At 47.4% G+C, this 12,774-nt stretch carries 9 protein-coding genes; 1 reads left to right on the top strand and 8 read right to left on the bottom strand.

From position 1 onward, the window contains the following. Positions 1–636 precede the first annotated feature (636 nt). Positions 637–1,449 carry a NosD domain-containing protein gene (locus ACJJIL_RS15735; RefSeq protein WP_444906047.1) on the top strand — a complete coding sequence of 271 codons (813 nt, stop codon included), beginning with the start codon at positions 637–639 and terminating at the stop codon, positions 1,447–1,449. Between the two features lie 309 nt (positions 1,450–1,758). On the opposite strand, the gene ACJJIL_RS15740 is transcribed toward ACJJIL_RS15735, so the two are convergent. The 8 genes from ACJJIL_RS15740 to ACJJIL_RS15775 all read right to left on the bottom strand — a co-directional run bounded on the left by ACJJIL_RS15740 (position 1,759) and on the right by ACJJIL_RS15775 (position 12,447). After that, on the bottom strand, positions 1,759–2,427 hold the full coding sequence (locus ACJJIL_RS15740) for a NosD domain-containing protein (RefSeq protein WP_445360154.1): 669 nt from the start codon (positions 2,425–2,427) through the stop codon (positions 1,759–1,761). Positions 2,428–2,720: 293 nt separating this feature from the next. Continuing rightward, the gene (locus ACJJIL_RS15745) at positions 2,721–3,563 is read right to left on the bottom strand and encodes a right-handed parallel beta-helix repeat-containing protein (RefSeq protein WP_445360155.1); all 843 of its coding nucleotides are present in this window, start codon (positions 3,561–3,563) and stop codon (positions 2,721–2,723) included. A 223-nt stretch (positions 3,564–3,786) separates the two neighbouring features. Then, positions 3,787–4,608: a right-handed parallel beta-helix repeat-containing protein gene (locus ACJJIL_RS15750; RefSeq protein ID WP_445360156.1), complete on the bottom strand. Its 822-nt coding sequence runs from the start codon at positions 4,606–4,608 to the stop codon at positions 3,787–3,789. 249 nt (positions 4,609–4,857) lie between these two features. Beyond that, positions 4,858–6,081, bottom strand: coding sequence for a VWA domain-containing protein (locus ACJJIL_RS15755; RefSeq protein ID WP_445360157.1), 1,224 nt, complete (start codon positions 6,079–6,081; stop codon positions 4,858–4,860). Then, entirely contained in the window at positions 6,069–8,372 is a 2,304-nt protein-coding gene (locus ACJJIL_RS15760; protein ID WP_445360158.1) for a DUF5682 family protein, read from the bottom strand. Before ACJJIL_RS15760 ends, ACJJIL_RS15755 begins: the two co-directional genes overlap by 13 nt. Positions 8,373–8,382: 10 nt before the next feature. Beyond that, complete coding sequence (locus tag ACJJIL_RS15765) at positions 8,383–9,462, bottom strand: ATP-binding protein (RefSeq protein WP_445360159.1); 1,080 nt, start codon at positions 9,460–9,462, stop codon at positions 8,383–8,385. A gap of 103 nt (positions 9,463–9,565) precedes the next feature. Beyond that, positions 9,566–11,065 carry a DUF5691 domain-containing protein gene (locus tag ACJJIL_RS15770; RefSeq protein WP_445360160.1) on the bottom strand — a complete coding sequence of 500 codons (1,500 nt, stop codon included), beginning with the start codon at positions 11,063–11,065 and terminating at the stop codon, positions 9,566–9,568. Continuing rightward, entirely contained in the window at positions 11,059–12,447 is a 1,389-nt protein-coding gene (locus ACJJIL_RS15775; protein ID WP_444906052.1) for an SWIM zinc finger family protein, read from the bottom strand. Before ACJJIL_RS15775 ends, ACJJIL_RS15770 begins: the two co-directional genes overlap by 7 nt. Positions 12,448–12,774 lie beyond the last annotated feature (327 nt).

Genomic DNA, 12,774 nt, shown 5'->3' on the forward strand with positions numbered 1-12,774 from the left:
ATATGCAACAACATTAAGAGAAAGCAATTTACGATCAGCTGCGCTTAATTTTGCCAAAACAAATACCGGAACTTCAGCATTTATGCTTATAAACTCTTGCTTCTCAAGGACTCAATCCCCAGCTTCCTTCAGGAATCTATGCTTGATGCTGTGTTGAGTCTTATCTCCGATGGCACTTTCAGCAATAGGAGAATAGTGCGGAAAATATAGGAAGAAAGTTCCCCCCCTATTTAGGAAAACAGCCATACTGTAGGCGAATCCATTATTTTTAACGCCATCACTACACACATACAACGAAACCTCTCAAACACACCCTCTCTTAATATCAACCAGGCCACAAACCACTCTAGAAAATCACGCCCTTACTAATTGACACGCCACCAAAGAACAATTATGGAAACACTACGCATATTTGAACCGAAAAGCCAATCTTTAAACTCATCTATAAAACACCAAATAATAAAAATCCAACTCCTCCAGCACATATCCCATCAACATAGTTAATCAATAGGAATTATTCTCCATAAATATGAGAACAACTTCCTATTGTCATCAACCAAACAAAGACCAAAATTCGAGATATTTACACCCTATCAACCACTTCAAATATCAGACAATCACAATAGGAATATATCAATGAAGGCGATTTTAAATATTAAAACATCAATAATCGCAGCAGCAGGTTGTTGTTTAATAAGTGCACCGGGCATTGCTTTAGCCGTAAGTTGTGGTGATATAATCTCTACTGCCGAAGTATTGGATGCGGATATATCTAATTGTGCGATTTCTCCTGCCATCACAATAATGGGCCCTACCGGTAGTCTCGATCTCAATGGATTTTCATTATCCTGTGATGGCCTGGCTGGCACAGGAATTCTACTGGAAGGAACTACAGCTGTACTTATTAATAGCCAAGCATCCAGTGGCATCATTACATCATGTGATATAGGCGTATCTGTAGAAGGCAGCGGCCTTCACAATGTCATCGGCGTTACAACGCAAGAAAATGGATCTTTGGGAATGTCAGTCAGTAGCAGTCGCAATATTGTCAGCGGCTCAATCAATGACTTTAATTTTGGTAATGGCATTATCGTTCTCGGCGACTGGAATAGTTTTTTTGAAGTAAGCGCCACCAGCAATGGGGAAGGTGGCATTATTATCTCAGGAGATAACAATCAAGTTTTCCAAAGCACCGCCAGAAATAATACTTTTTCTGGAATAGCAATCCAAGATGCAAACTACACCAATATTATACTAAACACTACATCAAGTAATAATGAATACGGTATTTCAGTAAGTAATTTTGGGCAAGTAGGGAATCTCATAACAGGAAATACTGCTGAATCCAACGACATAGATGACCTATTTGATGATAATACTCCTGCCTGTGTAGGAACCACATGGTACGGTAATATTTTCAGCTCATCAAATGACGCCTGCATAAACTAGCTTAAAAAAAATTGCGGGATTCAAGGCATTAAACTTCTAGCCTTTGAATCCCGCATAAAAACAATTAACGCTTATCTATATCTTACTTCTGAGAATATCTCTCTATAACTGAACCAGCCTAGCAAACCAAACTCTCCTCTCACTACATCAATCCACACTGGCCGACTGGATATCCCTCAGGAATAAATATGAAAACGAAAATCTAAATGGAAATCAGGCTTTCAGCAATTACACTAGCTGCAGTGTCCGCAATACTGTGGCGACACCATTAAACTGCCTGCAAGCCTATCAACTTATCGTAAAACGCTATTAATTTGACGTTACACAATCTCCGGAGGTAGTAGCGTCAGGTGAATTCCCAACCCAGCTATTTAAACAGGGTGAACTATTATTATCTTGCAGATCAAAATCTATATTGCCGAAAACAGTATTCCCGACAATCACATTGCCAGACTTCCCCAGAAGTTCCAGTAAGATTCCAGCGGTATTCGCCCCTCCAATCCCACTCATTGAGACGGTATTTTGGGCAACCGTATTACCATCTGCTTTACCAATTAAGATACCATTTAATGTGCTTCGACTGATCTCATTGCTTACAATAAGATTGTTATTACCCTCTAACTGAATACCATTCTCTAAATTATCTAGGATCGAGCTAGAAGACACATTATTATTATCACCAGCTATAAATATGCCGGTGCCACTGTTTTTAAATATTCCTGACTGAATAACAGAGTTAAAACTACTATTAACAGCAGAGCCATCGCACCTAAGGGTGTACTCTGCCATGTCTAGGCTACCCGTAGGCCCCATTATCGTTAGTGCCGGTTCTGTTGAGCACACAAGATCCTGATCAAGTACTTCAGGGCTAGTAATTGTGTCACCACAATCAACCGCAAAGGCGGAACTACCTAAAGCAAAGTATAAAATACCAAGTACCACAAAGTGCCTAGCGGATCCCCTAAATTCATACACCATACAATCTTCCTTGAATCACCTTAACAATCATATCCCTCAGCCAACCAAAAGGCTGAGCAAATTCACTCAGACAAAATAACTATAGAATCTATCCCTTGTAGCCTTAGCTAACCTCACCACCAAAAGATCACACACAATAATAAAACCTACGGGAAATAGAGCTAGACGTAAGACACCCTAAAAAGACTTGCGGCACGTCTCATGAAATTTTTGTAGAGTAAAGACATTAACTCTAGAGATCTGAAGGCAAATAATGAACTGCCTTCAGATCCAAATTTGCAACTAAATTAATGTTACTGTGATGTCACACATTCACCAGAGGTAGTAGCATCCGGAGAATTTCCTACCCAGTTATTCTCACAGGGGGCAGAATTATCATCTTGTAAGTCAAAATCCACATTACCGGAAACAGTATTACCTACGATATTGTTTCCAGTCTGGCCAAAGAGTTCCATTAAAATTCCTGCAGTATTTGACCCTGGAGTGCCATTATTCTCCACCGTATTCTGGCTAATAAGACAGCTACTGGCATTATTAATTTGTATTCCAGTTAAAGTATTATCCGATACCGTATTTGACGATATTATTGAACTGCTACCATCCACCTGAATACCCGTTATTTCATTTCGACTAATGTCATTAGAGAACAGATTATTTGTTCCCCCAGCGATTATAATACCTGTACCTGTATTATCCGATATATTTGATATGGTTAGCGTATTATTACTACTAACAAACTCAATACCAGAAGAAGTATTACCAGAGGTGTTCAGGCCGAACAAATTATGAATACCGGAACCTTCTACAGAAATACCTGTATTGCAATTAGATACAAACCCATCCTGTAACACCCCGCCCGATATTATGGCCGCAAAACCATCGACCAAAATTCCCACTGTAGTTCCATCACAACTCAGCGTATAACCATTCAAATCCAGATATCCGGTCGGCCCAGTTACAGTCAAAGCCGGGGTAACATTGCAGAGCAAATCTTGATCCAGTATTACCGGACTGGTTATGGTGTCTCCGCACTCAACAGCACCATTTGCTAGTGAACACAAAGATGCAGACAATAAAGAAGCCGCCAAAGAAGTTATCAATGCCTTGCTTATCACAGATCGAGATATAAAGCTCACGAGAGTCCTCCCAAATAAAGCTCAAATACAGAAAAGATATGTCATGCTGATTTTGAGTCAAAAACTGGTAACAGCCATGGGAAATTTGTCCGCAAAATTTAGTAAAATAGTTTAAGCGGGGAATGGAGCATATTGATATACAAGCTACAGGAATATAAATTGTAAAAGATAACACCACTACCGAAGCCACCATAGTGGCACTATCTTTTTATATCCGTATATTTCAATCCAGGCAGCTAGGATCTACAGTATCAAAAGTATTATTTCGCCATAAATTTGTACCATTGCAGGGATCACTGTTTAAATCTTGCGCATCGAAATCTTCATTGAGAATCCCCACATTTAAAATGATCAAATTATATTGCTGATCAAAATCATTCATTAAGATTCCTGCCGTTCCCGCACCTGAAGTGCCGTTATTTTCAGATGCATTTTCAACGATCCAGCTATTACTGGAATCATTAATCTCTATTCCTGAGCCCATATTCTCAAAACAGAAATTCTCTGTTATATATGACCGATCACCATCTATCTGGATACCACTCAGGGTATTTTCCTCAAAAGTATTCTGGAAGACATTATTTCTCTCCCCACTAACAATCAGCCCAACCCCTGTATTTTCCTGAGCGGTACAGGCTGTCATATAGTTGCTATTGCTCACTAACTGAAATCCAGCGCTGGCATTTGCCGTGGTCGATACCGCTTGAATATTATGGAATCCATCTCCATTCGCTAAAACACCCACCTCACAATCTGCAACCTGCCCTCCTCGAAGTAGCGCAGCACGCCCCTCTAACAGCACTCCAACTTCACTACCATCACATTGAACCTCGTACCCGGTCATATTCAGGCGTCCATCAGGGCCTATCACAGTTAAAGCAGGGCTGACATCACAAGTGAGATCCTCATCCAAAGTAACAGAGGTGGTAATCGTATCCCCACATTCAACATCATCGGCAATTGCTGGCTTAGAAATGGAAATGTTGGATATCCCGATCATTGAGACAATGGCGATTTTATAGAGACTTGAACGAGGGAGTTTCATCAAATTTATCCTTAGCGCTGTGTTCGTTATTCATAGTCCAGGGTCCTGCCTAGGAGATTTTGATCCAGCACTAAGAAAGAACCATGAGAAATTATTCCTAATAAAATGGGAATTTAGTTTGGGTTTTATGTTTAATATGCGCCAATACGGCTACGATTTTATGGATTTTATTAAAGAAACGAGAGTTAGGGAGATGGCCAAATGATGGAGTGGGCGTCGCCCCTGCTCCATCATTTAGCGGATAAGAATTTAGGCTTTTGGCCGAACGGCTTTGATATCCTGATCTGCAGCCCAGTTAAGAACATCTTCACGACGCAGCGCCGTTGCCATCAGGTCCGGGAATTGATCCGGTGTACAGGCAAAAACCGGAGAGCCTATCGCAGCAAACTCTTCCGCCAGCGACTGGTCATAAGATGGACGCCCATCATCACTGAGTGCCAGTAAGGTAATCACATTTACATCCTGGCGAACAAGGTTAGCAACCCGTGCTTTTAACTCCTCTTCATTCCCCCCTTCATACAGGTCGGTAATCAGGATTAAATGTGTCTTGCTAGGCCGCTCAATTTTATCCTCACAATAAGCCACCGCCTGGTTAATGTCTGTGCCACCTCCCAGTTGTACGCCAAACAAAACGCTGACCGGGTCTTCCAAGTCCTCAGTAAGATCTACTATTGCGGTATCAAAGCAGACCAGTTTGGTTTTCACTGCCGGTATTGAAGCCATTACCGCTGCAAAGATTGAGCTGTACACCACCGATGTCGCCATGGAGCCGGACTGATCGACACATAGAATAACTTCATCCAGGTCCGCAAGTCGGCGACTTTGTCGCATAAAACCAATCAATTTCTCAGGCACCACTGTGTGGTAGTCATGTTGGTAGTGCCTGAGATTTTGCTGAATAGTTCTATGCCAGTCGATATCGGCAAAACGCGGCCTAAAGCTGCGTTTTGATTTATTGACAGCTCCCCTAACCGCTTCTGTGGTCTTTCGCTCCAAACGCTCCATCAGCTCATCGACCACTTTCTTGATGACCTGGCGAGCAGTCTCAATAGTCTTCTCGGGCATCACTGAACGCAGACTAACCAAGTCAGCGACCAGGTGAACATCCGCTTCAATCGCTGACAAAAACTCAGGCTCCATGAGCATCTGCTTGAGGCCAAGGCGTTCAAACGCATCACGCTGGACAACTTGTACCACAGAAGTCGGAAAGAACTCGCGGATATCACCCAGCCAACGGGATACTTGCGGAGACGAGCGGGACAACCCGCCTCGACCTTTTTTACCAGACTCTGAGTCTCCGCTGCCATAAAGCGCACTTAACGCTTGGGACAAACGCATATCCCGCTCAGAAAGCCCGGACTCACCTTCATCAGCCCCTAGCACCAGGCGCCAACGGCGTTCCTTTTGCTGGTCTTTATCGACCGTTATCTCATCGGGTTGTTGCTCTTCAGACACTTCGTTTACTGCGCCCATGTCTTGTCCTTCTGGATTAATTTGCCGATACGCAATAGATGCTCTGACCACAGCGGCAAAACTTCGGGATTAATGGCTTTGGATACCGAGTGGTTAGATCGGGCACCGAGTACCAGCTCCATCATGCGCCGACGCTCCATCGCATCGAGACTGGAAAATACGCGCCGGAACAAGGGCAAGTACTCGATAAATACTTCTTCGTCCAGATGCAGCAACCAGCGCTGTACCGCTCCCATCAATACCGGGTCGTACAGCAGGCGCTCAACCGCTTCGGCAAAAAAGCCCTCAAAAAATCGTGCTGCATCGGCGGCAGCTACCGCTGGAGACAGTGATTTTTCCAGCAATTGCTGTAAGCGATATCCATCAAATCTTTCAGCTTGATACAAAAGACGCGCACAAAGGCCGCTGACCTGTAAACTGGAAAGAGAGCTGTCTACCAGTTGCTCGAAGGCTTGCCACCAGTCCTCCATGATTTCATCACCCAACTCTGCCAATTGCAGTGCCTGATGAGCGCTGTGAATACTGTTTCGCAGCCGTAGGGACTCTTCATCGTTAAGATTGCGACAGGCGTACGGCAGGGCCAGGGCAGATTGCATGGCTAAGCGTTCTACCAGGCCGGCAACTTGCTCCAATGCTAATTCTCGCGCGGTACCATAGCGTTGTACCTGAATTAACGCCGGCAAGCTGTCGAGAAGCTCGATACCGTCACTGGCCAAAGCCGCTCTCTCGGCCAATCGCTTCAGGCCCGCTTCAGAAGCCCGGTGCAACTGAGATTCGAGGGACAGCAAAACCACTTCTGCTAACTTGCCCAAATGACTCTCAGCCGAGATCGCCTCGATAAGTTTATTGTTAGCCGCTTGCTCAATGGTGGAACCGTAAACTAAGTTTTCCACCAATTTTACTGCATACTCCGGCTGCCAGCTGAGCACCCAGTTTTCCCGGAAAGTACCGCGACTTTTTCCGGTATGGGAGGGTTTACCCCAAGGCACTTCCAGCACAGCAAGACGGTGCAGTAACGTAGATTTATTCAGGCCGATATCACTGCGTAAATCCAGGGAAACTTCTTTATCCAGAGCCGTGGGCTTTAGCTTGGTCTTTTTCTGCCAGCGCTGTAGATCCTCCAGCAGGGGCACCAGTGGGGCATCCTCGGGGATAGCCCCAACTTGCTCACCCAGAAGCAACTCTCTTTCTACCTGCTGCCAAATAAGGCGCTCGCCAAAACAGAGGCAGGCCACAGCGGCTTCAATAATTTCTTCAAACCCCGGAGCTGGACGATTTCTAACGGCTGCCAAACTGCGGCTCAGGCGCACGGCTTCAATAACCGAAGCCGTAGAGACCACTTGTCCACTTTCGCGCAATGCGCGCACCAGCCGCCCAAACCAAAGCTCCAGCCACTGCTCGCCGGTGCCCTCGCGCCAAATATGCTGATACCACATAGGTGCAGCAACCCCGGCCCCGTAGCCGGAAGCCATCGCCAATCGCGGCGATGTCCAGGGAATCCAGGTGGTTTTCACTTTACTCTTGGGCAATTTCGCCGGCAGCTGTTTAATCAGTGCGCGGTCATCTTTTGCTGTGTGCTTTTCACGAAATGCCGGTAAGTGCCAGGCCCCACAGACTACAGCAACCTCACCTTCCACCCCTTTCTTTTCTTTGGCAATTTCCAGGCGCATATAGGCTTCGCGCAGTAAATCCCTTTGCGATAACGGCGCGGTTTCAGTTATTTCTCCGCGCAGCACGGTCATCGCCGACTCTACCCGGGCAAATATCTCCGCACTGTCATCGTTATTCTGCTCGATCAGGTCATTCCACCAGGCCTCACCATCTTCATAACCCGCCAGCTTCGCCAAAAGGCCGATAGGATCAGAGGTATCAGATGGTGGCTCTGGCTCGCCTGCCACCGCAGGGGAATCAGACTCTCCGCCGTTTTGCTCCGCTTCAGGGTCCTGGGCTTCAGATTGGAGTAACTGCGCCAGCTGGATATTAATGGGCAGATCAATGAATTTAACTTCTACCCCCTGTTGTACAGCCCATAGGCAGGCCTGGTACTCAGGGGAGTATTCCACAAACGGGTAGTAAAGGCTGGAGCCGGGCGACTCTGCAGCATAGCCGAGTAGCGCTACCGGCGGCTGCATCTGTGCGCTAGCCAGCAGAGGCAGTAATTCACTGCAATCAGCGGGGCCCTCTATCAATACTTTTTTTGGCTTCAGCTGATCCAACGCGGCGACAAGGCGCCGCGCAGAACCGGGCCCGTGGTGCCGAATACCAAAATAATGACAATCCACCTTGGACACGGGATATCCCTTACAGTACTTCGTTCATGGTGTGGTAGTAACCGGCAAAGTCTCGGCGCTTTTTCAGGACCGTTTCCAAGTACTCCTCCAATACAGCTTTATCCTGCACTGGATCTTTGACAATGGCACCCACCAAATTACTGGAAAGCTCTTCTGCACTGAATTTACCATCGCCAAACCAGTTCGCCTGGCTCAATCCACCCACCATTACCGCAATTGCCTCAGCTGTAGACAAGTTACCGGACGGTGTTTTCAGGGTTATTTTTCCATCCAGTGTTTCACCACCGCGCAGCTCTCGGAAAATGGTCACTATTTTCTCGATCTCTTCGCCGGCGTTTGCCGGTACTGGCAACTCCAGGCTCTCACCCATTTCTGCCACGCGGCGAGAAATAATGCTGACCTCTTCATTCATATCATCGGGCAGCGGCAATACCACAACATTGAAACGACGCTTTAACGCGGAGGACAATTCATTAACGCCCTTATCGCGGTTATTGGCTGTTGCAATCACATTAAAACCGCGCTGCGCATAAACCGCATCATTCAACTCGGGGATTGGCAACATTTTCTCTGACAGCACGGTAATCAATGTATCCTGAACATCAGACCCCATACGAGTCAGCTCTTCCAAACGACACAAAGTACCCTGCTCCATAGCGCGATATAAAGGCGTTGGCACCAAGGCTTCTTTGCTGGGGCCCTTTGCCAGTAGCTGAGCGTAGTTCCAGCCATAGCGAATCTGGTTTTCGTCGGTGCCCGCCGTACACTGGATCACACGGGTACTGTTGCCACAGATCGCCGCAGACAAGTGTTCGGACACCCAGGACTTTGCCGTACCCGGCACACCGAGTAACAGCAGTGCTCGATCAGTGGCGAGGGTAGCAACAGCAGTTTCAATCAGGCGACGGTTGCCGATATATTTTGCACTTATCTCAGCACCTTCAGCCGTTGTGCCGCCCATCAAGTATTTCACGACCGCCTGCGGAGACAGGCTCCAGTTCTCTGGTTTTTTGCCGGTATCTTCCGCTTTTAAGGCATCCAGTTCTGATTGATAGGAAATTTCAGCAGGTTGACGAAGTACGTCACTCATGGGGAATCCTTTTGTTTTACCTGCCCGGAAATTCACTGCTTATTTTATGAATTTTGCCGGGCAACGATCGGTCTTAAAATTAAATCTGTGTTGGGTGTATGGACTAAAGCCCATCCACGCCGGCAAGCTCGCTATTAAATCGAAGACAGTCAGTTGCGGGGTCTGCCCGTAGCACACCCTGCTCAAAAAGCGCTTCCAGTAACTGCCGAGCGGTCTCTCTGGGTAACATCAAGCCCAATGCGGTCAACTCCCGCTGGAGATAAATAGACTGCAAATAACCACTCTCACTTAACTCCTCAACAACGAGCTTTAACAGCGCCTTCCAGGGCGACGTTTTTTTCAAATCATCCCAGGAAAGCTCCGTTAGCGGTTCGGGCAAAAACTTGAGTAGATCCTGAAAATCCACTTTGGCCTTTTTATTGCGCAAAAGTCCAAACATCAATTCGGCACGGCGGGACTGTTCCAGGCGCGGCAATAAACTGTGTAAGAGAGACATACCGGCCTCACCGGTATCCAGGTAGCTCTCAATATTGGTGACCAGCAGGGCAATAGCCTTATCTGGCAAAGTATCTACCGCATTGGTAACAAAACTGTGGTTGTCATAATCGCGATTTTTATCGAGCTGCCAAGCCTCAGCTAAGTCAGTCACGCTGATATCCAGTGCTTCCGCAAGGCTTTGCAGAGATACCTTCTGCAAAAATTCCGAGCGAATGGCTTGCTGTTTTTTGCTCTTGAGCTTACGGGGCAATAGTTGCAACTGCTTCTTTACCAGGCCCACTTTTTTTAATTCGTAAAACTCAGCCAATTCCTGCGCAGAAAACTCTTCCTGAGTATTAGATTCAAGTTCCGATGACAATCCCAATCGAGATAAATACTGATTGGCAAGACGTGCCACCTTTTGTGAACGATTTTTAAGCAGGGACTGTAAATATTCCCCATCGGACTCACTCAGCCGGATAGCAAGAACTCGCACGACCCTTAAACGCTTATCAGCGGGTTCGCGCCCGGCGCAGGTCTGGATCAAATTCAAAGCGGCGGGGGGGTTACTGAAGCGCAACTCCCTGAGCTTTGCCAGGCGACTGGCGGGATACCAATCATCCCAGTTTTCCTCAGTTAACGCTTCAGAATCATCAATACTACCCCGCTCATTCGCGGCCCATTGTGACCAGGGAAGATATACTTCCGGCAAGCCTTCATCATTACTTGAGGGAAGCCAGTCCGCAGGATGGGCAATATATCCCCGCTGTAACAGCAACTTCAGGAGCAATCCGGTTTGCTCCATAGAGCGGGACTGAACACTTTCAGTCACCCGTCGAAAATGGGCCCGCATTGGGTAGGGAAGCACGGGCTTATTCAACTCGGGCAACAAGGGAAATTCGCGTAATTCTGCTGGAGCCTGGGGCTGGTAGAGTGCGCTTTGATGCTGGCTGAGAAGCGCTACCGCCGCTGATGCCAAGCGCTCCTCTTCCAGGCCTTCAAACAATGGACGCCAGGACTCAGGTAGGGCGTCGAGCTCTAAGGGCAAATCACTGCCCACCATCCAACGCTGCTGTAGGCGCTCTACCAACAACTGCTCTTCCTGGATTTTCTCAGGCGTTAGCATGCGATTGTCCCCCACTCATCTGTCCGCGCGCTGTGCAGTTCAGCACTGCTTCCATCCCACAAAATAAACGCCGCCTGTAATTTTGAACCCAGTAATAGAGAAGGAATCTGTTCATTGTTGAGCGGTAGCGTTTGCTGACCACTCGAGCAGCGCCACCAGTAATGGCCGTTGGCACAGCGCAGTAGACGCCCCCCTTCAAGAAGGTGCGGTACCTGCTCTATCCAGGGTTGCTGAGACAGCTGCTTTTGGTAGTGGGAGAACACGCTCTCTTGCTGGGCTGGCCATCTCTGATTCACACCATCCTGCACGACTTTAAACTCCACAGGGAAAGCTCTCAGGGGCATGCGACCGGGATAAAAAACCAACTCCCCTTCTACACTGGCGCCGATACCAATTCCCACCTCCCGGCGCCCCGCAGAAGCCGGATAGTGATCCAACAACAGGGCAAATACTGGGGTATTACTATCAAGCTTGAGCAACCAGGAAGCGTGGCTCACCAAACCATCGCGGCGGGTGCTCACTTTCTCTCCTACATTCTGCCAAATGCCCCTTTGCCTGAGGCTGGCTGGGTTTTCCAAGACCTGGTCACGGTTCTCGGCAACGGCAATCGCTCTGCGAGCATCCACATCTTCCTCATCGGTTAGCCAAGCACTGCTGAGTAACATTAATTGCCCCAGCTCCTTGAATACCACTTCCGCCTGTTTCTGTGGTCCAAGCCCCAGGGCCTTGGCTGGAAGCTCATCAACCCTGGATGCCAGGCCGGCAGCTTTGGCATCCACTAAGCGCGCAGAGATATAGCGGCAGCGCTGGCGAAGTTCCTTGAGAAATCCCACCATGCCAGTACGCAATTGATCCTCAACCCACTGCTGGAATTCACCTAGTCCAGTGGCGATACTCTTGTTGGTTTTAGCGCGTGTCTGCGCTGCCCGCTTAGCCCTGGCCGCTTCCTTTTTTTTCTGCGCCTCTTTACTTTCCGAGGTTTCCTCAGAAATACCGTGAATGTTTTTATTGGTAGAAGCTTTTGTCTCAGCTTGGGCTTCAGGCTTACTCTTACGCCGCCGCCCCAACCACTCCACTACCCACTCCGGTGTTTCAGTCTCAATAAAGTCATCCGGGCCGTCGGCGAATTGCCACAAAAGGGCTAGAACATGCTTGCAGGGAAACTTACGTGAGGGGCAGGTACACTTGTAACCGTGATCTACTGTATCTGCCATGGTGTAATAGGGATTGGCCCCCGACCCTTGGCATTGCCCCCATATACAATTTACAGAAGCCGCTTTACCGCGCAAAGGCCATTTAGCCGGCTTCAACAGTTTTTTGGCTGCGTTTAAAGAAGCCTGGTCTGGGGCCAGTTCTTGCACAACCTCTAGGGAAATATTCATCTCTTGCCTTATACAGCTCAATACTGTACATAAATACAGCAATCGTATCTATGTAGCTATAGCGGCGCATAAAGTATCACGCAGCCCACAGAGATTAAAATCTAATTTCTCAAATTTTGATTTTGCCGTCACTCTTATTGATTTAGGACAAGAAGTACACTCGACGAGCATTTATTTGGCACGATCGAACAAGCTCCGAAGGAACAATGAATTCTCTCCTGCCAGTATTAGAGGGATTTCGCTTAGCTTCTCTTAACGAGAAGACATTTTCAGGAACTGGCCATATTGGCACCAATTCCAGCCAAACCTAATCGCAACAAGATATCC

This window comes from Microbulbifer maximicatervae (SeqCode), from assembly GCF_052468095.1.